The organism is Rhodoferax koreense (genome assembly GCF_001955695.1).
Lineage (GTDB): Bacteria > Pseudomonadota > Gammaproteobacteria > Burkholderiales > Burkholderiaceae_C > Rhodoferax_B > Rhodoferax_B koreensis.
Genome location: NZ_CP019236.1, coordinates 3575641 through 3599269, shown reverse-complemented (window position 1 = coordinate 3599269; position 23629 = coordinate 3575641). Strand labels below are relative to the sequence as shown.

Annotated in this window: 25 protein-coding genes; 17 read left to right on the top strand and 8 right to left on the bottom strand. The window is 66.8% G+C overall.

Annotated features, from left to right (window positions below):
• The first annotated feature begins 2 nt into the window (after window positions 1-2).
• Complete coding sequence (locus RD110_RS16720) at window positions 3-1313, top strand: MFS transporter (protein ID WP_076200517.1); 1311 nt, start codon at window positions 3-5, stop codon at window positions 1311-1313.
• A complete protein-coding gene (locus tag RD110_RS16715) occupies window positions 1291-2091 on the top strand; it encodes a Crp/Fnr family transcriptional regulator (RefSeq protein ID WP_083686315.1) in 801 nt (266 codons plus the stop codon). Before RD110_RS16720 ends, RD110_RS16715 begins: the two co-directional genes overlap by 23 nt.
• Here the strand turns inward: RD110_RS16715 and RD110_RS16710 are convergent.
• The 4 genes from RD110_RS16710 to RD110_RS16695 all read right to left on the bottom strand — a co-directional run bounded on the left by RD110_RS16710 (window position 2088) and on the right by RD110_RS16695 (window position 6952).
• Window positions 2088-3314, bottom strand: a complete 1227-nt coding sequence (locus tag RD110_RS16710) for a M20 family metallopeptidase (protein WP_076200516.1) — start codon at window positions 3312-3314, stop codon at window positions 2088-2090. The genes RD110_RS16715 and RD110_RS16710 overlap by 4 nt on opposite strands.
• 34 nt (window positions 3315-3348) lie before the next feature.
• Window positions 3349-5124 carry a 2-oxo-4-hydroxy-4-carboxy-5-ureidoimidazoline decarboxylase gene (gene uraD / locus RD110_RS16705; protein WP_076200515.1) on the bottom strand — a complete coding sequence of 592 codons (1776 nt, stop codon included), beginning with the start codon at window positions 5122-5124 and terminating at the stop codon, window positions 3349-3351.
• Window positions 5125-5127: 3 nt separating this feature from the next.
• Window positions 5128-6102, bottom strand: a complete 975-nt coding sequence (puuE, locus tag RD110_RS16700) for an allantoinase PuuE (RefSeq protein ID WP_076200514.1) — start codon at window positions 6100-6102, stop codon at window positions 5128-5130.
• 178 nt (window positions 6103-6280) lie between these two features.
• Complete coding sequence (locus tag RD110_RS16695) at window positions 6281-6952, bottom strand: GntR family transcriptional regulator (RefSeq protein WP_076200513.1); 672 nt, start codon at window positions 6950-6952, stop codon at window positions 6281-6283.
• Window positions 6953-7030: 78 nt separating this feature from the next.
• Here RD110_RS16695 and uraH point away from each other — a divergent pair, with 78 nt between their 5' ends.
• Window positions 7031-7381: a hydroxyisourate hydrolase gene (gene uraH, locus RD110_RS16690; protein WP_076200512.1), complete on the top strand. Its 351-nt coding sequence runs from the start codon at window positions 7031-7033 to the stop codon at window positions 7379-7381.
• A 69-nt stretch (window positions 7382-7450) separates the two neighbouring features.
• The gene (locus tag RD110_RS16685) at window positions 7451-8440 is read left to right on the top strand and encodes a tripartite tricarboxylate transporter substrate binding protein (RefSeq protein WP_076200511.1); all 990 of its coding nucleotides are present in this window, start codon (window positions 7451-7453) and stop codon (window positions 8438-8440) included.
• On the opposite strand, the gene RD110_RS16680 is transcribed toward RD110_RS16685, so the two are convergent.
• Together RD110_RS16680 and RD110_RS16675 are read right to left on the bottom strand one after the other, a co-directional pair.
• A complete protein-coding gene (locus RD110_RS16680; protein ID WP_076200510.1) occupies window positions 8432-9700 on the bottom strand; it encodes a DEAD/DEAH box helicase in 1269 nt (422 codons plus the stop codon). The genes RD110_RS16685 and RD110_RS16680 overlap by 9 nt on opposite strands.
• A 29-nt stretch (window positions 9701-9729) precedes the next feature.
• Window positions 9730-9957: a hypothetical protein gene (locus RD110_RS16675; RefSeq protein ID WP_076200509.1), complete on the bottom strand. Its 228-nt coding sequence runs from the start codon at window positions 9955-9957 to the stop codon at window positions 9730-9732.
• A gap of 140 nt (window positions 9958-10097) precedes the next feature.
• Here RD110_RS16675 and RD110_RS16670 point away from each other — a divergent pair, with 140 nt between their 5' ends.
• From RD110_RS16670 to RD110_RS16655, 4 genes are all read left to right on the top strand, one after another.
• Complete coding sequence (locus tag RD110_RS16670) at window positions 10098-10295, top strand: type II toxin-antitoxin system VapB family antitoxin (protein ID WP_076200508.1); 198 nt, start codon at window positions 10098-10100, stop codon at window positions 10293-10295.
• Window positions 10292-10663, top strand: a complete 372-nt coding sequence (locus RD110_RS16665) for a type II toxin-antitoxin system VapC family toxin (RefSeq protein WP_076200507.1) — start codon at window positions 10292-10294, stop codon at window positions 10661-10663. The genes RD110_RS16670 and RD110_RS16665 overlap by 4 nt, the downstream gene beginning before the upstream one ends.
• Window positions 10664-10689: 26 nt before the next feature.
• Window positions 10690-11694, top strand: a complete 1005-nt coding sequence (locus tag RD110_RS16660; protein WP_076200506.1) for an aldo/keto reductase — start codon at window positions 10690-10692, stop codon at window positions 11692-11694.
• Window positions 11695-11764: 70 nt separating this feature from the next.
• Entirely contained in the window at window positions 11765-12076 is a 312-nt protein-coding gene (locus RD110_RS16655) for a translation initiation factor Sui1 (RefSeq protein ID WP_239467295.1), read from the top strand.
• 63 nt (window positions 12077-12139) lie between these two features.
• Here RD110_RS16655 and RD110_RS16650 read toward each other — a convergent pair whose 3' ends face one another.
• Window positions 12140-14092 (bottom strand): helix-turn-helix domain-containing protein, encoded by a 1953-nt coding sequence (locus tag RD110_RS16650; protein WP_076200505.1) that lies wholly within the window; start codon window positions 14090-14092, stop codon window positions 12140-12142.
• A gap of 330 nt (window positions 14093-14422) precedes the next feature.
• Here RD110_RS16650 and RD110_RS16645 point away from each other — a divergent pair, with 330 nt between their 5' ends.
• From RD110_RS16645 to RD110_RS16610, 8 genes are all read left to right on the top strand, one after another.
• Window positions 14423-15211, top strand: coding sequence for an SDR family oxidoreductase (locus tag RD110_RS16645; protein WP_076200504.1), 789 nt, complete (start codon window positions 14423-14425; stop codon window positions 15209-15211).
• 85 nt (window positions 15212-15296) lie between these two features.
• A complete protein-coding gene (locus RD110_RS16640; RefSeq protein WP_076200503.1) occupies window positions 15297-16541 on the top strand; it encodes a branched-chain amino acid ABC transporter substrate-binding protein in 1245 nt (414 codons plus the stop codon).
• A 42-nt stretch (window positions 16542-16583) separates the two neighbouring features.
• Window positions 16584-17525, top strand: a complete 942-nt coding sequence (locus tag RD110_RS16635; RefSeq protein ID WP_076200502.1) for a branched-chain amino acid ABC transporter permease — start codon at window positions 16584-16586, stop codon at window positions 17523-17525.
• Window positions 17526-17529: 4 nt separating this feature from the next.
• Window positions 17530-18819: a branched-chain amino acid ABC transporter permease gene (locus RD110_RS16630; protein ID WP_076200501.1), complete on the top strand. Its 1290-nt coding sequence runs from the start codon at window positions 17530-17532 to the stop codon at window positions 18817-18819.
• Window positions 18816-19571, top strand: coding sequence for an ABC transporter ATP-binding protein (locus tag RD110_RS16625; RefSeq protein ID WP_076200500.1), 756 nt, complete (start codon window positions 18816-18818; stop codon window positions 19569-19571). The genes RD110_RS16630 and RD110_RS16625 overlap by 4 nt, the downstream gene beginning before the upstream one ends.
• Window positions 19568-20290: an ABC transporter ATP-binding protein gene (locus RD110_RS16620; protein ID WP_076200499.1), complete on the top strand. Its 723-nt coding sequence runs from the start codon at window positions 19568-19570 to the stop codon at window positions 20288-20290. Before RD110_RS16625 ends, RD110_RS16620 begins: the two co-directional genes overlap by 4 nt.
• Window positions 20291-20334: 44 nt before the next feature.
• The gene (kce, locus tag RD110_RS16615; protein ID WP_076200498.1) at window positions 20335-21276 is read left to right on the top strand and encodes a 3,5-dioxohexanoate:acetyl-CoA acetone transferase; all 942 of its coding nucleotides are present in this window, start codon (window positions 20335-20337) and stop codon (window positions 21274-21276) included.
• Window positions 21277-21345: 69 nt separating this feature from the next.
• The gene (locus RD110_RS16610; protein ID WP_076200497.1) at window positions 21346-22251 is read left to right on the top strand and encodes an SDR family NAD(P)-dependent oxidoreductase; all 906 of its coding nucleotides are present in this window, start codon (window positions 21346-21348) and stop codon (window positions 22249-22251) included.
• A gap of 22 nt (window positions 22252-22273) precedes the next feature.
• Here RD110_RS16610 and RD110_RS16605 read toward each other — a convergent pair whose 3' ends face one another.
• Complete coding sequence (locus RD110_RS16605; RefSeq protein ID WP_239467053.1) at window positions 22274-22951, bottom strand: hypothetical protein; 678 nt, start codon at window positions 22949-22951, stop codon at window positions 22274-22276.
• A 196-nt stretch (window positions 22952-23147) separates the two neighbouring features.
• On the opposite strand from RD110_RS16605, the gene trxC reads away from it, so the two are divergent.
• Complete coding sequence (trxC, locus tag RD110_RS16600; RefSeq protein ID WP_076200496.1) at window positions 23148-23597, top strand: thioredoxin TrxC; 450 nt, start codon at window positions 23148-23150, stop codon at window positions 23595-23597.
• Window positions 23598-23629: the final 32 nt, after the last annotated feature.

The window sequence follows — 23629 nt, the reverse complement described above, 5'->3', positions numbered from 1 at the left end:
ACATGCAATCCACCGACGTCTGCAAGCTCGCGGACAACGCCAGTTTCAACCGTTTCCATGGCCTCGTGCTGTTCTGGTGCGCGCTGGTCATCGTCTTCGATGGCTACGATCTGGCGGTGGCCGGCATCGCGCTGCCGTCCATCATGAAGGCGTACAGCGTCGACGCCACCCGGGCCGGCTTCATGGTCAGTTCCGCCTTGTTCGGCATGATGTTCGGCAACGTCGTGCTCGGCTCGCTGGCCGACCGGGTCGGCCGCAAGCTGGTCATCGTCGTCTGCATCGCGATCTTCAGCCTGTTCACGGCCGCGGCCGGCTTTGCGCAAGGGCCCATCAGCTTCAGCGTGTTCCGCTTCCTGGCCGGCGTGGGCATCGGCGGCGTGATGCCCAACGTGATCGCGCAGATGACCGAATACGCGCCCAAGCGCATGCGCAGCATGCTGATCACCCTGATGTTCAGCGGCTATTCGGTCGGCGGTGTGCTGGCGGCGCTGCTGGGCAAGAGCCTGATCGAGAGTTACGGCTGGCAGTCGGTCTTCATTGCGGCGGGCCTGCCGGTGCTGTTGGTTCCCCTCGTGTGGAAGCAGATGCCGGAATCCATGGCATTCCTGATCCGGCAAGGGCGCCTGGACGAACTGCGCGACATCCTCGCCAGGCTTTCCCCCGGGTACCGGCCGCAGCGGGACGAACAGTTCATCCTCGCCGGCAAGGCCCGGGCCGGTGGTGCCTCCTTCGGCGCCCTGTTCGCCCAGGGGCGCGGCCTCAGCACCGTCATGTTCTGGCTGACCTGCTTCCTGTGCCTCTTCATGGTGTACGCGCTCAGTTCCTGGCTCACCAAGCTCATGGCGAGCGCGGGCTACAGCCTCGGCTCGGCGCTGACCTTCGTGCTGGTGCTCAACCTCGGCGCCATGGCCGGCGCGGTCGGCGGCGGCTGGCTCGCGGACCGGTTCCACATCAAGTACGTGCTGGCCATCATGTACGCACTGGCCGCCGTGTCGATCACGCTGCTCGGCACACCGTTACCGCTGGGCATGATGTTCCTGATGGTGGCGCTGGCCGGCGCCTCGACCATCGGAACGCAGATCCTCACCACGGCGTACGCCAGCCAGTTCTATCCGGTGGAGATTCGCACGACGGGCCTGGGTGTGATGCTGGGCGTCGGCCGGGCGGGCGCCATCGCCGCTCCCATCCTTATCGGCGTGCTGGTCGGCATGGCCCTGCCGCTGGGCCACAACTTCCTGGCGATCGGCATCCCCGGCGCCATCGCCGCGCTGTCGATCATGCTGGTGAACCATGCCCGCTCGGCCACGGCCTGAGGCCGGCCCTGCGGCCGGCGGCACCATGGGCGCCGACGGGCCTCCGGCGGTGTTCGGTGGCAACATCACGCCGATCCCCACCCAGGCCACGCTGCTGCAGCTGCTGCGCAACGTGCCCCTGTTCCGCCATGCAGGCGACGAAGACCTGGCCTTGCTGGCCGCCAAGGCCCGGCGGGTGCGTGCCAGGCGCAAGGAGGTCCTGTACCGCCAGGGCGATCCTTGCGATGGTTTCCACGTCGTCGTCTACGGGCAGATCAAGATGTCGCTGCTGTCGTGGCAGGGCGCGGACAAGCCGATCCAGCTGATCGGGCAGGGAGGCTGTTTCGGCGACATCACCATGCTCAACGGCGAGGGCTATTTCCTGAATGTTCAGGCGCTGGAGGATTCGCTGTTCCTCTACCTGCCGCGAGACGCCATCGTGCAACTGATCGAGCGCAACAGCGCCTTCGCGATGGCGATGCTGCGCAGCCTGTCTTCGCGGGTGAAGGGCATCGTCGACGACATCGAGGCGTATTCGCTGCAGCCGCCCACCTTGCGGCTGGTGCGTTACCTGCTGCGGCTGGTGCCGGGCGATGGCGCGAAGACGGCGCAGATCCGGCTGTCGATCCGCAAGAACGTGGTGGCCGGCCACCTGAGCCTGACACCGGAGACCCTGTCGCGCTGTTTCAAGGAACTGATCGCCGCACGGTTGGTCGCGGTGGAAGGCAGCAGCGTGCTGGTCCACGATGTCGCGCAACTCACGGCCTTCCTGTCCGCCGCCCGCAGCGGCAAGTTCTAGCCGAGCAGGTCGCGCAGCGTGCGAGCGATCACCTTGGTGGCGCGGCGCAAGTCCTCCAGATCGAGGCGTTCGTCGGCGCGCTTGGCGTGGGACTCGAGCACGGTGCGCGGGCCGGCGCCGTAAATCACGCCGGGAATGCCGGCTTCGGCGTAAAGACGCACGTCGGTGTAGAGCGGCGTGCCCATCGCCGGAATCGGTTCGCCGAACAAGGCTTCGCCATGCTTCTGGATCGCCTGCACCAGGGGCTTGTTGCCCGCCAGCGGCTTCATCGAATTCGCCAGCAGCATGCGCCGGATGTCGACCGTGACGCCCGCGCACTGCGCCGCGGCTTCGGCGATCACCGCGCGGATGCGGGCTTCGACCTCGGCCGGGTTTTCCTCGGGGATCATGCGCCGGTCGAGCTTGAACACCACCTTGCCCGGCACGACGTTGGTGTTGGTGCCGCCTTCGATGGTGCCGACGTTCAGGTAGGGATGGTTGATGCCCTCGACCTGGGAGCTGACCTGCTTGTACAGCGTGTTCTGCGCGTACAGCGCGTTCAGGATGTGCACCGCCGCCTGCATCGCGTCGATGCCGCTCTCGGGAATGGCCGCGTGCGCCATCTTGCCGTGCACCGTGACTTCCATTTGCAGGCAGCCGTTGTGCGCGGTGACCACCTGGTAGGAGAAACCGGCGGCGATCAGCAGGTCGGGCTTGGTGTGGCCGTGCCTGAGCAGCCAGCCCGGGCCGAGTTCGCCGCCGAATTCCTCGTCGTAGGTGAAGTGCAGTTCCACGCCGCCCTTGAGCGGTGCACCCAGCGATTCGAGCGCGCGCACCGCGTAGGTGAAGGTGGAGAAGTCGCCCTTGCTGACCGCGGTGGCGCGGCCGTAGATCTTGCCGTCTTCGATCTCGCCGGCGTAAGGCTGCTTGGTCCAGCCCTCGCCGGGCGGCACCACGTCGCCGTGGGCGTTGAGTGCCACCACCGGGCCGCCTTCGGCATAGCGGCGGCGCACGATCAGGTTGGTGATGCTCTGCATGCCGGCCGCAGCCACCTCTTCGGCGGGCACGGCGTGCTTCTCCACGGCAAAGCCGTAGTCGGTCAGCAGTTCGGCCGTGCGTTCGGCATGCGGCGCGTTGTTGCCAGGCGGCGTGTCGGTGGGCACCTGTACCAGGCGCTGCAGGAAGCCGACCTGTTCGTCGAAATGGGCGTCGATCCAGGCGTCGAGTTGGTCGTAGTCGGTCATGTGGTTGCGGCCGCAGTGGCGGCTTCGTAGGGCTTCAGCGAGCTTCGGTCGCCAAATCGTTCAGAAGGTGGAGAAAGGCATCGACGGCGAGCTGCATGTCGTCGTTGGTCGTGCTTTCCAGGGGGTTGTGGCTGATGCCCGAATTCAGCCCGCGCACGAACAGCATGGCCTGTGGCATGACCTCGTGCAGCTTCATCGCATCGTGGCCGGCGCCGCTGGGCATGCGGTACAGGGGCACGCCGAGGGCGGACACGGCACGCTCCCAGCGCTGCTGCCAGGCCGGGGCGCTGGGTGCCGCAGCGGCGCGCATGGTTTCCTCGAGCGTGCAGCGCAGGCCGCGGCGTTCGCAGATCGCCCTGAGTTCGCCGAGCACGTCGTCGGCCAGGGCGTCGCGCTGGTTATTCACCGGCGCACGCAGATCCAGGCTGAAGCGGCAGGCGCCGGGCACGACGTTGATCGAGCCGTTGGGCACCTGCAGCATCCCCATGGTGCCGACCGAGTCGCCGTCCTGCGCGGCGCGGCGTTCGACGTACAACGCGAGTTCGGCCACGGCGGTGGCGGCGTCGCGCCGGCGGTCCATTGGCGTGGTGCCGGCGTGGCTGGCCATGCCGAAGACTTCGCCCACATAACGCACGCTGCCGTTGATCGAGGTGACGATGCCCAGCGGCAAGTCGAGTTCGTTGAGCACCGGGCCTTGCTCGATGTGCACCTCGACAAAGCCGAGGTAGGCCGCGGGGTCGCGCCGGATGGCGGGAATGTCTTCGGGCTTCAGGCCGGCATGGGCCATCGCCGCGCGCATGGTGATGCCGTCGGCATCCTGCTGCTCCAGCCACGCGGGATCGAAATGGCCGATGAGGGCGCCCGAACCGAGGAAGGTCGCCTTGTAGCGCTGGCCTTCCTCTTCGGCGAAGCCCACGACCTCGAAGCCGAACGGCAGCCGGCGCCCCTGGCGGGAGAGTTCGCGCACGCAGGCCATGGGCACGAAGATGCCGAGCCGTCCATCGTACTTGCCGCCGTTGCGCACCGTGTCGTAATGGCTGCCGGTCATGAGGTATTTCGCATCCGGCGTGGTGCCGAAATAGCGGCCGACCACGTTGCCCACGGCGTCGATGGCCACTTCGTCGAAGCCGCAGCCACGCATGTCGGCGGCGATCCGCGCGGCGCAGGCGCGGTGGGCATCGGTGAGGTAGGTGACGGTGAGCTGGCCGAGTTCGGCATAGCCCGGATCGGTGTGCACGCTCAAGGCTTCCTGCCAGTCCCAGACCAGGTTGCCGAGTTCGGGCTGGTAGCCGAACAGGTCGTTCAGGCGGATCTCGGCGATGCGGTGGATGTTGCGCAGCGCTTCGGCGAGTTCGAAATCGGGGTGGTTCAGCAGCCGGCGTTCGTAGGTGGCCAGGATCACCTGTTTGGCCAGGCCCGTGCCGCGCGGGCCGCGCACGGCCAGCACGAAGGGAAAGCCGAACTTGGCGAGGTAGGCCGCGTTCAGTTCGCGGATGCGCTGCAGCTCGGCAGGCAGGCATTGCGTGAGGCCGGCGGCCTTCTGCTCGGTGGTCGACTCGGCCGTCAGGCGGCCTGCCTCCATGGCCTTTCCCGCCAGCTCGGGATGGGCGCACACCAGCGCCACCTGGGCCGCGCGGTCGGCCGCGGCCAGCACTTGCACCATCGCGTGTTTGAGTTGGGCCAGTGACGCAAACGGCCGGGCTGCGAGCGCCTTTTCGGCGATCCACGGAGAATGTTCGTACAGGCCGTCGAGCAGGTGCAGCGCCTCGGCTTCGGGCGCGGCATTGAGTTGGGCGAGCGTCAGGGCCATGGCTTATTCGGCGGCCGAAGTTGCGGCCTGGTAGGGGTGCACGTCCTTCCAGTGCCGCGCCAGATCGATGCGGCGGCAGATCCACACCTTCTCATGGCTTTGCACGTGGTCGAGGAATTTCTGCAGCGCGCCGAAGCGGCCCGGCTTGCCGAGCACGCGGCAATGCATGCCGATGCTCATCATCTTCGGCCGGTCCAGCCCGGTGGGGTCGCCCTCGGCGTACAACACGTCGAAGGTGTCCTTCAGGTACTGCAGGAAGTGTTCGCCGGTGTTGAAGCCCTGGGTCTGCACGAAGCGCATGTCGTTGGTGTCGAGCGAGTAGGGCACGACCAGGTGCGGCGTCTTGCTGCCGTCGGACTTGGTGACTTCACTCCAGAACGGCAGGTCGTCGCCGTAGTAGTCGCTGTCGTACTCGTAGCCGCCCATGTCGGCCAGCAGGCGGCGCGTGTTCGGGCTGTCGCGGCCGGTGTACCAGCCCACCGGCCATTGGCCGCCGGTCATGTCGCGAATGATGTGGCTGCCGATCTCCATGTGGCGGCGCTCGGTCTTCTCGGGCAGGTTCTGGTAATGGATCCAGCGCCAGCCGTGGCAGGCGATCTCGTGGCCCAGGTCGACGAAGGCCTGGGTCAGCTCGGGATAACGCTCGAGCGCCATCGACACGCCGAAGATCGTCAACGGCAGGCCACGCTTCTCAAATTCGCGCAGGATGCGCCACACACCGGCGCGCGAACCGTATTCGTACATTGACTCCATGGTCATGTGGCGGTTCTCGAAGGCCTGCGCGGTGATCAGCTCGGAGAGAAAAGTCTCCGACGCCGGGTCGCCATGCAGGACATTGTTCTCGCCGCCTTCCTCGTAGTTGAGCACGAACTGCACGGCGATCCGGGCCTGGTTCGGCCACTGCGCATGCGGCACGTCACGGCCATAACCCTTGAGGTCGCGGTCGTAGGGAACGGTGGTGTTTTCGGCTGAGGTCATGGTTCGGTCTTCAAAATGCAAGCAACATTAGCGCCAATCCGCGTTCAATGCACACATCGCACGCGGCAGACAAGCCTGCCTTATTCCAGGACACCGCGGAACCGGCTTTGCCGGGCCGCCAGTGTCGCCCCCTGTAGGGGGTGGGCGGCGACACGAAGTGCGCCAACCTGGGGGGGTGCTAAGCCAGCGCCATGGCGATGTCGTTGCTCGGAATCTTCCGGTCGAAAGTCAGGCTGGCCTCGATGGCGCGCAGGTGCTCCTCCATCAGGCGCACGGCCAGGGCCTCGTCCTTGGCGGCAATAGCCTTGATGAGTTCGTCATGGTCGCCGTTGTGTTCGACCGAGTTTTCGGTCTGGTACATCAGGGTGATCAGCGAGCAACGCGACAGCAGCTCGACCATCATCTGCACGAGCACTTCGTTTTCGAGCAACTGCGCCATGCGCACATGGAAGTCACCCAGCACCTCGGTGCGGTTGACCAGGTCCTTGTCCTTGAGCACCACCTTTTCCTGCGCCAGGTGGTCCTTCAGCGCCTTGATCTTGGCCGGCGTGGCCTCGCGCACGAAGGCGCGCGTCATCTCGGCCTCGAGCATGCGCCGCACCGCGAACACCTGGCGCGCCTCGGACACCGAGGGCGCGGCCACGAAGGCGCCGCGCGCGGGCTCGAGCCGGATCAGCCGGTTCTGCGACAGCTGGAACAGCGCCTGGCGCACCAGCGTCCTCGACACGCCGAAGTGATCGGCCAGTTTCTGTTCGGCCAACTTGGTGCCCGGATGCAGGCGATGCTCCACAATCGCCTTGGTCAGGGCATCAACGATGGTGTTGGTATTGGTGTTGAGTGAAGATTCCATGCCGCTATCATACGTCAAATCCTGTCACTGTATACACGCTTGTTTCGTAAATCCGCACCATTTTGTTGAAGGGCTTCCATGGGATTAAGCACACACGTTTTGGATACCATGCATGGCACCCCGGCCGCGGGCATGGCCGTCGCGCTCTACACAACGGACGGCGAACAGGCGACGCTGGTGAAGCGTTTCGTGCTGAACGCAGATGGACGCAGCGACGGCCCGCTGTACGACAACCACACGCTCAAGGCCGGCACCTACCGGCTGGTGTTCGACGTGGCCGGCTACTTCAAGTCGCGCGGCGTGGTGTTGCCCGAGCCCAATTTCCTGAACAAGGTGAGCCTCGATTTCGGCGTGGCGCACACCGACCAGCACTACCACGTGCCGCTGTTGGTGAGTCCCTGGGCCTATTCGACGTACCGCGGGAGCTGAGCCACCGTTGTCATCGATCTGCCACGTGATTGCCACAAAATCCGGCCATCACGTCAGGTTTATTGCTTCATGAATTACAAATCAAATCGGCGCCAAGCGCTTTCCACGCTTGCGCTGGCTGCTCTTCCTTTTGTAGCGAACAAGGCGTCAGCCCAGAATTTCCCCGAGCGGCCGATCAAGATCATCGTGCCCTTCGCGCCGGGGGCCGGCACCGACGCCGTGGCGCGGCTCATGGCGCAGAAGATGGGCGAGGTGATGGGGGCGAGCTTCGTGGTGGAAAACCGCGCCGGCGCGTCCGGTGCGATCGGCGCGCAGGCCGTGGCCCAGGCCGCGCCGGACGGTTACACCCTGCTGCTGGTGGCGTCGCCGTTCACCACCGTCGCCGCCTCGCTGCCGAATGCCAACTACGATCCGCTGCACCAGTTCGCCCCGGTGGGCATGATCGCCAGCGGCCCGTTGGTCTGGGCGACGAACGCCGCCAGCCCGGCGCACAACATGAAGGAAATGGTCGCGCTGGCGCGGCAGAAACCGGGCGACCTGAACTACGGCTCGGCCGGCGCGGGTGGCGTGAACCACCTGGTGCTCGAACTGCTGAAGTCGCGCACCGGTACCTACATCACCCACATTCCCTACCGCGGGGTGGCGCCGGCCACGATGGACATGATCGCCGGCCATATCCAGCTGGTGACGGGCACCATCCCCGCGCTGCTGCCGTTCATCAAGGATGGCCGGGTGCGCGCATTGGCCGTGACCAGCGCGAAACGTTCGGCGGCCCTGCCCGATGTGCCGAGCATGGCCGAAGCCGGCCTGGGCGGCATCGACGTGGTCAACTTCTTCGCGTTGATGGCGCCGGTCGGCACGCCGCCGGCCGTCATCCAGCTGCTCAATACCGCGATCAACAAGGCCGTGGCGCTGCCCGAGGTGACGGCGCGCTTCAAGCTCGACGCGATCGAGGCCGCGCCCGGCTCCCCGGCGCTGCTGGGCGCCTTCATCGAGGCCGACTACCGCGCCTGGCGCAATGTGGTGCGCGCGCAGAAGCTGACCATCGATTCACTCTGATTCGGGTGGAACGGGGCCGGCCGCGGCCGCCGCACGCAGCTTGTCCTTCTTGCTCGGGCGCTTGCCCTTGATGCCGCCGGTGCCGGGCACGGCGGCCATGTCTTTCACCGGCGTGGCCACGTCCACCGGCTCGAAACCCGCGATCCGCTCGCGCGGCAGGCTCAGGTTTTGGCGTTTTTCGATGAGCGCGAAATGGGCCTCGGTGTCGGCCGTGACGAAGCTCACCGCCAGACCGCTTTCGCCTGCCCGGCCGGTGCGGCCGATGCGGTGCACGTAGTCCACGGCCGAACGCGGCAGGTCGTAGTTCACCACGACCGGCAGCTGCGCGATGTCGATGCCGCGCGAGGCCAGGTCGGTGGTCACCACCACGTCCCAGCGTTCGTCCTTGAATTCCTGCAGCACGGTGTTGCGCGCGCCCTGGCTCAGGCCGCCGTGGAAGGGCGTGGCGAAGATGCCGTTCTTGTGCAGCTTCCAGGCCACGTGTTCGGTGGCGTATTGCGTGGCGACGAAGACCAGCACACGTTCCCAGCCCTGTTCGGTGATCAGGTGGCGCAGCAGCTCGGTGCGGCGCTTCTCGTCGACCTGGATCACGCGCTGAAGGATGGCCGGTTCATTCGTCTGCGTAGCCTCGATTTCCACACGCACCGGGTCGCGCAAAAGGCCTTCGGCCAGCGCCTGCACGTCGGCCGGGAATGTCGCCGAGAAGAACAGGTTCTGCCGCGCAGGCGGCAGCAAGGCCAGTACACGTTTGAGCTCCTCGGCAAAGCCCAGGTCGAGCAGCCGGTCGGCTTCGTCGAGCACCAGCATTTCCACGGCCGACAGCTTGAGCGCGTTGTGTTCCACCAGATCGAGCAGCCGGCCGGGCGTGGCCACGACCACGTCGGCGCCGCCGCGCAGGCCCATCATCTGCGGATTGATCGACACGCCACCGAACACCACGGCCACCTTGGGCGGCTGCGGCAGGTGTTGCGCCAGGCTGCGCAGCACTTCGCCGACCTGCGCCGCGAGTTCGCGCGTGGGCACGAGCACCAGGGCCCGCACGCGCCGGGGCGTGTGGCGCGCACCTTCCTGCAGTCTGTGCAGCAGGGGCAGGGCGAAGGCGGCGGTCTTGCCCGAGCCGGTCTGCGCCGAGCCGAGCAGGTCGGCGCCGCGCAGCACGGCGGGGATGGCCTCTGCCTGCACCGGCGTGGGCGCGGCATAGCCGAGTTCGCCGACGGCGTGAACCAGGGCAGGGGAGAGACCAAGGGAGGAAAAAGGCATGGATGGATTCGGTAGGGCGTTCAGAAGGCTCAGGGCGAGCGGTGCAGCCGCGGCGCGGCCAGCAGGGCGAGGTTTTCATTCACGGCGGCATCCAGGTCGCGCCATTTACCGGAGAGCTTGCCGACGACCAGGGCCGTCTGGAACGCCCGCAGGTCCTTCACGCTCGGCGCGACCTTGATCTGGGCAATGGCCGCGGCCGTGTTGCCGCTCTTGACCAGCGCCATCACCTTGCCCGCCCATTCGTTGGTTCGTGCCATCGGGGTACCTGTTTGTATTGGAGAGGCAGACTGTACCAAGGCGATGAATGCCACGGCTTATTCCTGACCACTGGCACATATAGATCATCGATTGATGTCATAATTCGTGCCTGTCTCGCCACTATCCGGGAGTTATCAACATGCGAACCACCCTTGCTCTCGATGACGATCTGCTGGCCACCGCCGAACGTTTCACCGGCCTGAAAGAAAAATCGGCGCTGGTGCGCGAAGCGCTGAAAGCCTTGATCGAGCGCGAAAGTGCTCGCCGCCTGGCGCTGCTCGGCGGCTCCGAACCCAGCCTCGAGCCTGTTGCTCGGCGTCCATCACCCACAACATGATCCTGGTCGATACCTCGGTGTGGGTCGACCATTTGCAAAGAGGCAATAAAACCTTGACCCATTGTCTGAACGGCGGCCAGGTGTTGACCCATCCGTTCGTCATAGGCGAACTTGCCTTGGGCAGCTTGCAGCAGCGAGCACAGGTTCTGGAAGCGTTGCAGAATCTGTCACAAGCGGCCACGGCGACCGATAAAGAGGTGCTGGGATTCATCTCCACGCATGCGCTGCACGGCATCGGCATCGGGTACGTGGACGCACATTTGCTCGCATCCACGCGGCTGACGCCAGGCGCGACGCTGTGGACCCTCGACAAACGATTGCAGGCCGCGGCGCTCAAGCTCGGCCTGGCCACCAACCTGCTGCATTGATCAACACGATATCCAAGGAGACCCCCATGCACTACCGCCAACTCGGCAAAAGCAACCTGCAAGTCTCGGCCCTGTGCCTGGGCACGATGATGTTCGGCGACCAGACCGGCCATGCGGAGGCGGCCTCCATCGTGGCCGATGCGCATGCGCAGGGCGTCAATTACATCGATACCGCCGACGTCTACACCAAGGGCGCGTCGGAAGAGATGGTCGGCGCGATCCTCAAGGGCCAGCGCGACGACTGGGTGCTGGCCACCAAGCTCGGCAACAAGATGGGCGATCGGCCGAACCAGGCGCACTATTCGCGCAGCTGGATGCTGAACGAGGTCGATGCCAGCCTGCGCCGCCTGCAGACCGACCATGTGGACATCCTCTACATGCACCGCGACTACAACGGCATGGACCTGGAAGAACCGCTGCGTGCGCTCGACGCGATGCTGCGCGCGGGCAAGATCCGCTACTGGGGCGTGTCGAACTTCCGCGGCTGGCGCATTGCCGAGATGGTGCGCATCGCGGCCGCGCTCGGCATGCCCGGCCCGGTGGTCTGCCAGCCCTACTACAACCTGCTCAACCGCATGCCCGAGGTCGAGATCCTGCCGGCCTGCCAGCACTACGGCATCGGCGTTACCTCGTACAGCCCGATCGCACGCGGCGTGTTGACCGGCAAATACGCGCCCGGCCAGGCACCGGCCGAGGACACGCGCGCCGGGCGCGGCGACAAGCGCATCGCCGAGACCGAGTTCCGCGAGGAGTCGCTGGTCATCGCGCAGAAACTCAAGGCCCATGCCGAAGCCCGTGGCATCACGCTGGCGCAATTCGCCACCGCCTGGGTGCTGGCGCACCAGGCCGTGAGTGCGGTGATCGCCGGCCCGCGCACCTTGAAGCAGTGGCAGGACTACGCGCCCGCGCTGGCCTACCAGCTCACCGCCGAAGACGAGGCCCTGGTCGATTCCTTCGTGCCGGCCGGCCATCCCTCCACGCCGGGCTTCACCGATCCGCAATATCCCCTGAACCCACGCATGAAGGCTTGATGGCACCGTGAAGAACAAGTTGTCCCTCGGCGACCTCGGCGGCCTGGTGTATTCCACCGAGGCCGGCCGCATGTGCCCCGATTGCCGCCATCCGGTGGCGCAATGCGTCTGCAAGGCGCTGGCCAAGGCCGTGCCCGCGGGTGACGGCGTCGTGCGCGTCTCGCGTGAGACCAAGGGCCGCGGCGGCAAGGCCGTGACCGTGGTGAAAGGGGTACCGGTCGACGCCGATGCGCTCGTGGCCCTGGGCAAGCAGCTCAAGGCCGCCTGCGGCAGCGGCGGCACGGTGAAGGACGGCGTGATCGAGGTGCAGGGCGATCACTGCACGGCGGTGATCGCATTGCTGCAGAAGCAGGGCCATACCGTCAAGCGCGCCGGCGGCTGACGCCGGATTCGCCCACCGGTCGTTCGCACATCGCACCGGGCGCGGACCGGCGCGGCCTCGCCATCACACGGTGGGCCGGCTCAGGTGCCACAAACGCAGCGCGACGTGGACCTCCAGTGCACGCGTGGCATGGCCCCAGTGGCCCACAAGGTCTTCGATGGTCGACAGCCGTTGCCGCACGGTGTTGACGTGCAGGCCCAGATGCTGTGCGGTCTCCTTGGCATTCTGGTTGTGGTCGAAGTAGCACAGCAGGGTCGCCAGCATCTCCGCGCTTCGTTTTTCCTCCTGGGCCAGCACGGCGCCGAGCGTGGCCCGCAGGTAGGCGTCCAGGCTGGCGCGGTCATGCGTTTCGAACAGGACCGAATACAGCGCCATCTCGTTCTGCCCGAGGATGTGCCCTTTCACGCCAAGCCTTCCGAGGATGGCCAGCGCGCGCCGCAAGGCCGCATACAGGGCTGGCAATTCCTCCACGGCCCTGACCGGCTTGGACAGCACGCCCCGGTAACCGAGGCCGAACTCGCGGCCGGCCAGCGCGGTGAAGGACTGGACCACGTCACCGGCCCGCGTCGTGTTGCACAACACCGCGATGGCGCCGTCGACCTCGTCGGACAGCGTGCCCGGCAAAGGCGAGCCCGTGCGAAGGCGCCGAATCACATAGCCGGCTTCGAGGCCGTCGATTTCAACCAGCAGCAGCGACAGCGGTTGGCCCAGGTTGACGCCGAACCGTTCGGCGCGGTCGCGCATCAGCGCGGGTTCGTCCTGCCTGAACGAGACCATGTTGCGCAGCAGCGCGGAGGCGTCGCGGGTTTTCGCGGCTTCCATCCGTTCCTGCGACAGCAGCACGATGCCGACGACACTCGCCGTGCGTTCGAAGGTGCGCACCGACAGCGCGTCGAGCGCATCGCGGCGGAACAGCAGGATCGCGCCCAGCACGTCCCTGCCGCCGATGACCGACATGACACGGCAGATGTCATGCTCGGTCTGGTAGGCGACCACGGAGCGGCCTTCGCGCCGGCTCGTGTTCAGCGCCTGCCGGATGGCGTCGCTGCGCGGCCCGTGCGGATCGTAGGCGGCCGCGGCATCGCTCGCGTGGCCCGGGGCGATGCCTTCGCTGATCACATGGGACGCCTCGTCCACGATGAGGACGCTGCCCCCCAGCAACTGTGCCACCGATCCGCACAGTTCCGACAGCGATGCACCCTTGGCCAGCAGCGAGGTCAGCTGTTCGTGGGCATCCGCGGCGGCCTGGATATTGCGCGTGTGGCGTTCCAGTTCGGCCCTTGCCGCCTCGGCGTTGCGCAAGGCCGAGGCGGCCTGCTCGAAGGCCATCGCGTTCCTGATCGCCACCGCGCCGTGGGTGGCCAGCGTGCTCAGGATCGAAACGCTCAGGGCGTCGTGCGTGCGGTGGTACCGGTCGGCGACGAACAGCAGCCCGATGACCTCCTGGTCCCAGATCAGGGGCAGGCCGACCAGGGCCGCGATGCCTTCGGCGCGGAAGGTATCGTCGAGCGCGGGGTCGTGCCTGAAGCGCGTGTCGTGCAGGTAGTCGGGCGTGGTGAAGGGCAGGCGCGTCGACATCACCAGACCGGCGACACCGAGGTCCCGGCCGGCGGTCATCCGCGACACGCCCTGCGACAGCGCGCCGTCGGCCGCCAGCGCCTGGAATTCGCCGACGACCGGGTCGTAGACCGACAGCCACGCCAGGTGCGATCCCAGGAGCTTGCGCGCCCTGACCACAATCGCATGCAGCACGTCGTTCAGCTCCAGGCGGCTGGACAGATCCTGCGCCGATTCGCTGACGGCCAGCATGCCCCGTTCGCGTTGCTGCTGGAATTCGAGGCGATTGCGCACCGCCATCGCCATGCGTACGACCTCGACGAGATCGGCCCGCCGGGCGGCGTCGGGCAGGGCCTCGGCGAGCGCCAGCCGCCGGGAGAACTCGTCCGCGGATGCGCCGTGGTTCAGCAACCGGACCAGGTCGGCAAGCAGGTGTTCAACGTTGGCGTCGAGGGGCATTCGGGGGTTCGCTTCCTTGGATCTGTTGGCGGTCCCAGGGGCCTGCCGCGTCAGGCCTGCAGCAGGCGGCGTCGCCGCCGTCCCCCTGGGAAGTGCGTGCAATGTAATCCAGCCGCATCGCCTTCGACGGCCTGGGTCGGCCGGGAAACCTAGGGTTTACACGGCGTCTGCCGCTGACACAGGAAGCCCGGGGTTTGTGTGGGCGAGTCACATTGGATTGCCATCGCCTGGCGACCACACTTCACGCCATTGCCGATCCGATCCAGAGCCACGAACGCCGGCTACCTGGAAACGGTCATTGGCCGAACCAGCGACCAGGAACCTGCACCGATGCCCATTCTCGACGCCCTCCGCCCCGTTACCGGTCTCCGGGTGCTCGTGACCGCCGGCGCCAGCGGCATCGGTGCCGCCGTGGCCCGCGCCTTCCACGAGACCGGCGCGCGCGTGCATGTCTGCGACATCGACCGTGCCGCGCTCGACCGCTTCAACGCGGCATCGCCCGGCATCACCGCCAGTGTGGCGGATGCCGCCGTGTCCGACGACGTCGAGCGGGTGTTCCATGACGTGCAAGGCGCGCTGGGCGGGCTCGACGTGCTGGTCAACAACGCCGGCATCGCGGGGCCGACCGGCCCGATCGAGACCATCGACGCCGCGGCCTGGGAGCGCACGATCGCAGTGAATCTCAACAGCCAGTACTACTTCGCGCGGCGGGCCATCGGGCTGCTGGGCGCGTCCAGCCATGCCAGCCTGATTGCGATGAGTTCCGTCGCGGGACGCCTGGGCTATGGCTTTCGCACGCCCTATGCGTCCAGCAAATGGGCGATCGTGGGGCTGATGAAGTCGCTGGCCATCGAACTCGGCCCCCGCGGCATCCGCGTGAACGCGATCCTGCCCGGCACGGTGGAAGGCGACCGCATGAGCGGTGTCATCGCGGCGCGGGCCCAGGTGGCCGGGGTCGGCGTCGACGCGATGCGCGACGAATATCTGCGCAAGATTTCGCTGCGCCGCATGGTCAGCGCCGAGGACGTGGCGGCGATGGCGCTGTTCCTTTGTTCACCCGCAGCGCGCAGCGTCACCGGCCAGGCGATCAGCGTGGACGGCAACGTCGAATACCTCTGACGCCGGATTTCCGGCCCACGCATGGCCACCACGTTGCGCCACGTTCGCCTTTCGTCGTTCGTACTTTCACAACCAGGAGACACCCATGAAAAAAACCGCCACTTTTGGCTCCGCGCTCGTCGCCTCGCTCGGCCTGGCCTGCTCGGCCGCCATGGCCGCGCCGATCAAGATCGCCGTGATCGAATCGCTGTCGGGCCCCCAGGCGGCGACCGGGCTCATCTACCGCAACGCGGTGCGTTACGGGGTCGAGAAAATCAACGCCGCAGGTGGCTGGAACGGTGAGCCCCTGCAGCTGGTGGAGTACGACAACCAGGGCGGGCCGACTGGCGCTGCGGACAAGCTCAAGGCCGCGATCGCCGACGGCGTGCAGATGGTGGTACAGGGCGCGTCGTCGGCCATCGCGGGGCAGATCACCGACGACATCCGCAAATACAACATGCGCAACCCCGGCAAGGAGGTCGTCTTCTTCAACATGGGGGCGGAGGCGCTGGAACTCACCGGCGACAAATGCCAGTTCTACCACTTCCGGTTCGCCGCAAATTCCCAGATGCGCACCAAGACCCTGGTGATGGCCATGAAGCAATCGAACGTGCTCGGCACGCGGGTGTATGCGATCAACCAGAACTATTCATGGGGCCAGGATATGGAGAAGGCCATCGTCGAGTACGCCCCGCTCGGCGGCTACCAGGTGGTGGAGAAGACGCTGCACGACGTCAACAAGATCCAGGACTTCGCACCCTACGTGGCCAAGATCAACGCGGCCAAGGCGGATTCGGTGCTAACCGGGAACTGGTCCAACGACCTGCTGCTCTTGATGAAGGCCAGCAAGGCCGCGGGCCTCAAGACCCGTTTCGGCACGGTCTACCTGGACCAGCCGGGCAACCTGGCCAACGCGGGGGATCTGGCCGTGGGCCATTACGTGGCGCAGACCTTCAATCCCGAGGTCGGCGGCCAGGCGGCCGAGGCGTTCGTCGCCGACTACAAGGCCAAGACCGGGCACGTGCCGGTGTTCGTGGAGGCGCACACGGCCTTCGGCATGGCCATGGTCGGCGACGCGCTCAAGCGGGTCAAGCCCGAGGGGGGCGCGCTGAGTGTGAAGGCGTTTGCCAACGCGCTGGAGACGACAAAGATCAAGACGCCGATGGGCGAACTCGGCATGCGTGCCGCGGACCACCAGGCGATGCTGCCGATCGTCGTCTCGGCGGTTGCGAAGGATGCGAAGTTCAAGGTCGACGAGACCGACATGGGCTTCAAGCCGGTCAAGCTGTTCACCGCCGAAGAGGCCGCCACGCCCGCGCAGGCTTCCTGCCGGATGCAGCGCCCGGGCTGATCGCCACCCAAGGCTCAAGGCTTGGCCACATCGAGGAATGTCATGGACCAGTTGCTTGTCTCTCTGCTCAACGGTGCCATCTACGGCTTGCTGCTGTTCATGGTTTCGGCCGGGCTCACCCTCATCTTCGGGATGATGGGCGTGCTCAATTTCGCCCACGCCTCGTTCTACATGCTCGGCGCTTATTTCGCCTACACGCTGCAGTCGCTGGTGGGCTTCTGGCTGGCCGTGCTGATCGCGCCGCTGCTGGTGGGACTGATCGGCGTCGTCGTCGAGCGGTATTTCCTGCGGCGCGTGCACCACCATGGCCACGCGCATGAACTGCTGTTGACCTTCGGCCTGTCCTTCATCATCGCGGAACTGGTCAAGCTCTTCTACGGCAACTTCCCGGTCAACTACCGCATTCCGAAGTCGCTCGATTTCCCGGCCTTCAGCCTCGGCGGCGCGGACTACCCGGCGTACCGCATCCTCATGGGGGCCATCGCCATTGCGATGTTCGTCCTGATCTACCTGATGCTGACGCGCACCCGGGTCGGCATCATCGTGCGCTCGGCCATCTACCGCCCGCGCATGGTCGAGGCGCTCGGCCACAACGTGCCGATGGTGTTCATGGGCGTCTTCGGCGTGGGTGCCGCCCTGGCGGGGCTGGCCGGTGCGGTGGCGGGGGCCTTCTACACGACCAACCCGAACATGGCGCTGGAGCTCGGCGTGATGGTGTTCGTGGTGGTGGTGGTCGGTGGCCTGGGCTCGCTCGGCGGCGCGATGCTGGCGTCGCTGCTCATCGGGGTGATCACCTCGCTGGCGGTCGGCATCGACGCCAGCCTGGCCGATCTGCTGGCGCCGATCGGCGCCCGCCAATGGGCGCAGGACGTCGGCGGCCTGCTGACGCTGAAAGTGTCAAGCCTGTCCGCGACCATTCCCTTCGCTCTCATGCTGCTGATCCTGCTGGTGCGCCCCAACGGACTGCTCGGCGAAAAGGCCTGATGCCATGAAGCCCCATCTTCTGCTGCTGGCCGTCGGCATCGCCCTGCTCGTCGCGCTGCCTTTCCTGCTGTCGCAAGGTCTCGTCAACGCCGCCATCCAGATGCTGATCGCGGCCCTGTTCGGCTGTGCCTACAACCTGCTCTGCGGGCAGGGCGGCATGTTGTCGTTCGGCCATGCTGCGTACTTCGGTGTCGGCGCGTTCGCCACCGTGCATGCCATGAATGCGCTCGGCGGCGCCGGCCTGCTGCCGACCCCGCTGATGCCGATTGCCGGCGCGGCGGGCGGTCTGTGCTTCGGCGCCATGGCCGGCTATTTCGCCACCAAGCGCTCCGGCACCTATTTCGCGATGATCACGCTGGCGATCGCGGAACTGGTCCATTCGCTCGCACCCCACCTCAAGAACCTGTTCGGCGGCGAGGCCGGGGTCTCGTCGACCCGCATGCCGGCCTGGGGCCTGTCCTTCGGCTCCACCAACGAGGTCTACTACCTGACACTGGCATGGGTGCTGGTGTCACTGGCCCTGCTGTTTCTCTTCACCCGCACGCCGCTGGGCCGGCTGACGCTCGGGCTGCGCGAGAACGGCCATCGCCTGCGTTTCCTGGGCTACGACACGCACCGCTTGAGCGTGATCGTGTTCGCGATCTCGGCGATGTTCTCCGGCGTGGCCGGCGGGCTGCAGGTCATGAACAATGAAGCTGCCAACTATGCCGTCTTCGATCCGGGCCTGTCGGCCGCGGTGGTGCTCAACACCTACATTGGTGGCGTGCAGGCGTTCCTCGGTCCGGCGCTCGGTGCGGCGCTGATGACCTTCTTCGGTTACGCCGTCTCCGACCTGACGCAATCCTGGTTGCTTTACCAGGGCAGCCTGTTCGTCCTGGTGATGATGTTCATGCCCACCGGCCTGGCCGGGCTGCTCGGTGCGGTCGGCCAGCTGCACCGCAGGTTCGGCCTGGCGGCCCTGCTGCCGCTGTTGCTCCTGTCGCTTGGCGCGGCCCTGTTGCTGAGCGCCGGCGGCGCATTCGCGATCGAGATGCTGCAGCGGGTGTTCTCGCAGGACTACCGGGCGATGGCCGCCACCAACCCGGCGATGCCCTGGCCGCCGATCCCGTTGTTCGGCCGGGCCTGGTCGCCCGTGGCGGCAGCGACATGGCTGTTGCCGATGGCGCTGCTGGCCGGTGGCGGCTGGCTGGGCCGGCTGGCGAAGAGGCGGATGGGCGCGCTCGAAAGCCGCGCGGATGCAGCTCCGCAGCCTGCCTTGGGCACGATGGACAACCGACAACGGAGGCCTGCATGAGCGACGCCATTCTCAGCCTGCGCGGTCTTCGCAAATCGTTCGGCCCGACCGAGATCATCCGCGGCGTGGACCTGGACATCCTCCACGGCGAACGCCATGCGGTGATCGGCCCCAACGGCGCGGGCAAGTCGACCCTGTTCCACCTGATCTCGGGCCAGCTCAAGCCGAGCGCGGGCCGCATCACCTTCGACGGACAACCGATCGCGGGCCGGTCGCCCCAGGCCATCAACCACCTCGGACTGGCCCGATCGTTCCAGATCACCAACATCTTCCCGAAGTTGACGGTCCACGAGAATCTTCGTCTGGCCGTGATGCGCCCCCGCGGACTGCAGTACACGTTCTGGAGGTTCATCGACCGCGATGCCGAGACGCGGCGCCAGACCGAGCGGCTGCTCGAACTCGTGCGGCTGCAGCGGCGCGCATCGACCCTCGCCGGCGAGATGTCGTATTCCGAGCAACGCTCCCTCGAGATCGCCATGACCCTGGCCTGCGACCCGAAGCTGATCCTGCTCGACGAGCCCATGGCGGGCATGAACAACGAAGAGACCGCGTACACCGCCGGGCTGATCCGTGAGGTGACGAAGGGGCGGGCGCTGCTGATCGTCGAGCACGACATGGAAGTCGTGTTCTCGCTGAGCGACCGCGTGACCGTGCTGGTGTACGGGCAGCCCATCGCCACGGGATCGCCCGACGAGATCCGCAACAACGCGGCCGTCAAGGAAGCCTACCTTGGCGAAGAGGTGGCTGCATGACCGCCGCCGCCCATCCACTGCTGTCCGTCACGGACTTGCACGCGCACTACGGCAAGAGCCACATCCTGCATGGCGTGAGCTTCGATGTCGGCGCCGGGGAGGTCATCAGCCTGCTCGGGCGTAACGGCTCCGGCCGCTCGACGACGATGAAGGCGATCATGGGCCTGGTGCCGCCGACGTCGGGCCAGGTGGCACTGCAGGGGCGGCAACTCGCGGGCGCCAGGCCCTACAGCATCTGCCGCGCCGGCGTCGCCTACGTGCCGGAGGAACGCGAGGTGTTCGCCAACCTCACCGTGGACGAGAACCTGCGCATGGGCGAGCAACCGGCACCGCCCGGCGCGATGCACTGGACCATCGCGCACATGTTCGACTACTTCCCGCGCCTGAAGGAACGCCGCAACACCCTGGCGGGCAGTCTTTCCGGCGGCGAGCAGCAGATGCTGACCATGTGCCGCTCGCTGCTCGGCAATCCGCTGGTGATGCTGATCGATGAGCCCACGGAGGGCCTGGCGCCGAAGATCGTCGCCCAGGTCGGCGAGTGCATCCAGGACATGCACGCGAAGGGCGTCTCGGTGGTGCTGGTCGAGCAGAAGCTGGCGATCGCGTTGAAAGTGTCCACCCGTGTCTGCGTGATGGGCCACGGCCACATCGTCTTCGAAGGCACGCCGGGCCAGTTGCTCGCCGATGCGCAGCTGCTGACCGACTGGCTGGCCGTGTGACGGCCGGGCTGCCCATCATCACCCCACACCACCGAGAGAACCCCATGGCGAAGCAGCAAGACAAAGTGATCATTTCATGTGCAGTGACCGGATCGGTGCACACCCCCAGCATGTCGCCTTACCTGCCGTGCACGCCCGACCAGATCGCCGAACAGGCGATCGAGGCGGCGCAGGCCGGCGCGGCCATCCTTCACCTGCATGCGCGCAACCCCGCCGACGGCAGTCCGTCGTTCGAACCGGCGGTGTTCGACCAGTTCGTTCCGCGCATCCGGGCGGCGACCGACGCGGTGATCAACATCACCACTGGCGGCAGCACGCGCATGACGCTCGACCAACGCCTGGCCTATCCGCTGCAGCTCAAGCCGGAGATGTGTTCGCTGAACATGGGCTCGATGAACTTCTCGATCCACACCGCCGCGCGCAAGATCAAGGCATGGCAGCACCCCTGGGAGCAGCCCTATGTCGAAGGCATGGAAGACCTGATCTTTCGCAACACCTTCAAGGACATCAAGCACATCCTGCAGACCCTGGGCGACGGCTGCGGCACGCGTTTCGAGTTCGAGTGCTACGACGTGGGGCACCTCTACACCCTGGCGCATTTCGTCGACGAGGGCCTGGTCCAGGGCCCGCTGTTCATCCAGTCGATTTACGGCATCCTGGGCGGGATGGGCCCCGATCCGGAAAACCTGGTGACCATGCGGACGACAGCCGATCGGCTTTTCGGCCGCGACGGCTACCGCTTCTCGGTGCTCGGCGCGGGGCGGCACCAGATGCCGCTGCTGACCATGGCCGCGGTGATGGGGGGCAACGTGCGCGTGGGGCTCGAAGACAGCCTGTACCTTGGCCGGGGCGAGCTGGCCCGGTCGTGCGCGGACCAGGTGCGCAAGATCCGTCGTATCCTGACGGAGCTCTCGCTGGAGATCGCGACGCCGGCCGAAGCGCGCGACATGCTGGGTCTGAAGGGGCGTGACGCGGTCGCCGTTTGATGGCGAGGGCAGGGCGCGGAGCGGCACGGGGCCGCTTCGGCGAATTCCATGAATGAGGAACTGACTGCAATGAATCGATTACTCGAAGGCCGCGTGGCCATCGTGACGGGGGCCGGTGGTGGACTGGGGCGCGCCCATGCGATGGCCCTGGCCCGGCATGGCGCGCGCGTGGTGGTGAACGACCTGGGTGGCGAACGCGAGGGCTCGAACGCCGAGGCCGTGGCGGAGGAAATACGGCGCCAGGGTGGCGACGCCATCGCCCGAGGCGGCAGCGTGACGGATGAGGCACAAGTGCAGGCCATGGTCCAGGCGACGATCGCCGAATGGGGGCGGGTGGACATCCTCGTCAACAACGCAGGCATCCTGCGCGACAGGAGCTTCGCGAAGATGTCGCTCGACGACTTTCGGCTGGTGATGGACGTGCACCTCATGGGCGCGGTCAACTGCACCAAGGCCGTGTGGGATGCGATGCGCGCGCAGAACTACGGGCGCATCGTCTTCACGACTTCGTCGTCCGGGCTGTACGGCAACTTCGGCCAGGCCAACTACGGCGCGGCCAAGATGGCGTTGGTCGGCCTCATGCAGACCCTGGCCCTGGAGGGTGCGAAGCACAATGTGCGCGTCAACTGCCTGGCGCCGACCGCCGCCACCGCGATGACGCAGGGCATCCTGTCGCCCGACGCCCTGCGCAGCCTACAGCCGGAAAAGGTCAGCCCCGGCCTGGTGGCCCTGGTGAGCGAAGACGCGCCTACGCGCATGATCCTGCTGGCCGGCGCGGACAGCTTCGAATGCGCGCACGTGACGATGACGCGCGGCGTGCACCTGGGAGGCAGCGGTGACGTCGCACCGCTGGTCCTGGAAAAGCTGGACGAGATCCGGGACCGGACCGGCGAGGTCGTGCCGCAGACCGGTTTCGAGCAATACCAGCTCGAGCTGGCCAAGGCCGGGCTGGCCACGGAACTGCCGGCCGGCTAAGCCTGCGCGCGAACGCCAGCGCTCAATACGGCAGCACGAAACCGTTGCGACCGGCGTTCACCCGCACGGCGGTCGGCTTGCCGTCGATGGCCTGTGCGCTCAGCGACACACTCGCGCCCGGCACCAGCAGGCTGCGGTCGCCGGGCTTGAAGGTCACGACCGGTGCGTCGGGCGGGACCACGATGGTCTTCTGCCCGTCCTTGTACTTGAGCTGCAGCGTACGGCCCTTGGGGGCGGCGGCCACGTCGGCCACGGTGGCGTTGGTCATGGTGCTTTCGGGCTGCAGGTCGAACGGATGGAAGCCTTCACCCACGCCGCGCGCGCTCTCGGGGAACACGGTGACCGCGATGGCGCGCTGGCTGCCGTCGGGTTGAGGCATGGCGGCGGTGCCGATGTAGCTGCCGGGCTGGATGTCGGCCAGGGCGATCGGATACACCTCGTTGACGACCATCCGGTCGCTGATCACCAGTGGAATCACTTCGCCGCTGCGCTCCTTGACCGTGAGCATGTTCGGCGTCACGCTCTGCACGGTGCCGCGCAGGCGCACCGTGGGCGGGGCGGCGCTCTGGGCCGTGGTCTGGGGCGGCGGCGCCGTCTGGGCGCCGGACAGGCCGGCCGCGAGGCAAAGGGCCAGTGTCGTTGCGACCTGACGGCATGTTCCGAGAAGCGGTGGGACGAGCGGCGGGGATTGTGAAGGCATGCAAGCTCCGGGTGGTTGGCGTTGTGGATCGTTGTGAACCGTCGAAGGACGTCATCGGTGCGCCGATGATGGCATGGGTTGGTGCGCCGCGCGGGCCAGGGGTTCCCTTGATCTCGCCGCGGGACGCGGACGGCTTGCTTTTGGCGACCCCGTCCCCAACTGAACCCGTCCGAAGCCGAACAACAGGAGCGCTCCCATGACCGAAACATCCAGCATGGTCCACGTCGTCTGCCCGCACTGCCAGACCACCAACCGCGTGGCCCGGGGGCAGCTCGGGAGTGCGCCCGACTGCGGCAAATGCAAACAGCCCCTGTTCACCGGCCATTCGGTGGCGCTTGGCGACGAAACCGGTTTCGACCGCCACATCGGCCGCAACCAGATTCCGGTGCTCGTCGACTTCTGGGCCCCATGGTGTGGCCCGTGCCGCACCATGGCCCCGGCTTTCGAGCAGGCCGCGGCCCAGCTCGAGCCGCAGGTCCGGCTGGCCAAGGTCGACACAGAAGCCGTCCAGAGCCTGGCGGCGCGGTTCAACATCCGCAGCATCCCGACGCTGGCGCTGTTCGTCGGCGGGCGGGAAGTCGCGCGGCAGGCGGGTGCCATGGGCGCGGCCGACATCGCGCGCTGGACCAGGCAGCATCTCGGCTGAACAAAGGCGTGTGCGTCGGATGCACAATGCGG

What these genes read in the sequence shown, in the direction of transcription:
- RD110_RS16720 (WP_076200517.1), top strand. Translation starts at nt 3, where the DNA reads ATGCAATCCACCGACGTCTGCAAGCTCGCGGACAACGCCAGTTTCAAC.
- RD110_RS16715 (WP_083686315.1), top strand. Translation starts at nt 1,291, where the DNA reads ATGCCCGCTCGGCCACGGCCTGAGGCCGGCCCTGCGGCCGGCGGCACC.
- RD110_RS16710 (WP_076200516.1), bottom strand. Translation starts at nt 3,314, where the DNA reads ATGACCGACTACGACCAACTCGACGCCTGGATCGACGCCCATTTCGAC.
- uraD (WP_076200515.1), bottom strand. Translation starts at nt 5,124, where the DNA reads ATGGCCCTGACGCTCGCCCAACTCAATGCCGCGCCCGAAGCCGAGGCG.
- puuE (WP_076200514.1), bottom strand. Translation starts at nt 6,102, where the DNA reads ATGACCTCAGCCGAAAACACCACCGTTCCCTACGACCGCGACCTCAAG.
- RD110_RS16695 (WP_076200513.1), bottom strand. Translation starts at nt 6,952, where the DNA reads ATGGAATCTTCACTCAACACCAATACCAACACCATCGTTGATGCCCTG.
- uraH (WP_076200512.1), top strand. Translation starts at nt 7,031, where the DNA reads ATGGGATTAAGCACACACGTTTTGGATACCATGCATGGCACCCCGGCC.
- RD110_RS16685 (WP_076200511.1), top strand. Translation starts at nt 7,451, where the DNA reads ATGAATTACAAATCAAATCGGCGCCAAGCGCTTTCCACGCTTGCGCTG.
- RD110_RS16680 (WP_076200510.1), bottom strand. Translation starts at nt 9,700, where the DNA reads ATGCCTTTTTCCTCCCTTGGTCTCTCCCCTGCCCTGGTTCACGCCGTC.
- RD110_RS16675 (WP_076200509.1), bottom strand. Translation starts at nt 9,957, where the DNA reads ATGGCACGAACCAACGAATGGGCGGGCAAGGTGATGGCGCTGGTCAAG.
- RD110_RS16670 (WP_076200508.1), top strand. Translation starts at nt 10,098, where the DNA reads ATGCGAACCACCCTTGCTCTCGATGACGATCTGCTGGCCACCGCCGAA.
- RD110_RS16665 (WP_076200507.1), top strand. Translation starts at nt 10,292, where the DNA reads ATGATCCTGGTCGATACCTCGGTGTGGGTCGACCATTTGCAAAGAGGC.
- RD110_RS16660 (WP_076200506.1), top strand. Translation starts at nt 10,690, where the DNA reads ATGCACTACCGCCAACTCGGCAAAAGCAACCTGCAAGTCTCGGCCCTG.
- RD110_RS16655 (WP_239467295.1), top strand. Translation starts at nt 11,765, where the DNA reads ATGTGCCCCGATTGCCGCCATCCGGTGGCGCAATGCGTCTGCAAGGCG.
- RD110_RS16650 (WP_076200505.1), bottom strand. Translation starts at nt 14,092, where the DNA reads ATGCCCCTCGACGCCAACGTTGAACACCTGCTTGCCGACCTGGTCCGG.
- RD110_RS16645 (WP_076200504.1), top strand. Translation starts at nt 14,423, where the DNA reads ATGCCCATTCTCGACGCCCTCCGCCCCGTTACCGGTCTCCGGGTGCTC.
- RD110_RS16640 (WP_076200503.1), top strand. Translation starts at nt 15,297, where the DNA reads ATGAAAAAAACCGCCACTTTTGGCTCCGCGCTCGTCGCCTCGCTCGGC.
- RD110_RS16635 (WP_076200502.1), top strand. Translation starts at nt 16,584, where the DNA reads ATGGACCAGTTGCTTGTCTCTCTGCTCAACGGTGCCATCTACGGCTTG.
- RD110_RS16630 (WP_076200501.1), top strand. Translation starts at nt 17,530, where the DNA reads ATGAAGCCCCATCTTCTGCTGCTGGCCGTCGGCATCGCCCTGCTCGTC.
- RD110_RS16625 (WP_076200500.1), top strand. Translation starts at nt 18,816, where the DNA reads ATGAGCGACGCCATTCTCAGCCTGCGCGGTCTTCGCAAATCGTTCGGC.
- RD110_RS16620 (WP_076200499.1), top strand. Translation starts at nt 19,568, where the DNA reads ATGACCGCCGCCGCCCATCCACTGCTGTCCGTCACGGACTTGCACGCG.
- kce (WP_076200498.1), top strand. Translation starts at nt 20,335, where the DNA reads ATGGCGAAGCAGCAAGACAAAGTGATCATTTCATGTGCAGTGACCGGA.
- RD110_RS16610 (WP_076200497.1), top strand. Translation starts at nt 21,346, where the DNA reads ATGAATCGATTACTCGAAGGCCGCGTGGCCATCGTGACGGGGGCCGGT.
- RD110_RS16605 (WP_239467053.1), bottom strand. Translation starts at nt 22,951, where the DNA reads ATGCCTTCACAATCCCCGCCGCTCGTCCCACCGCTTCTCGGAACATGC.
- trxC (WP_076200496.1), top strand. Translation starts at nt 23,148, where the DNA reads ATGACCGAAACATCCAGCATGGTCCACGTCGTCTGCCCGCACTGCCAG.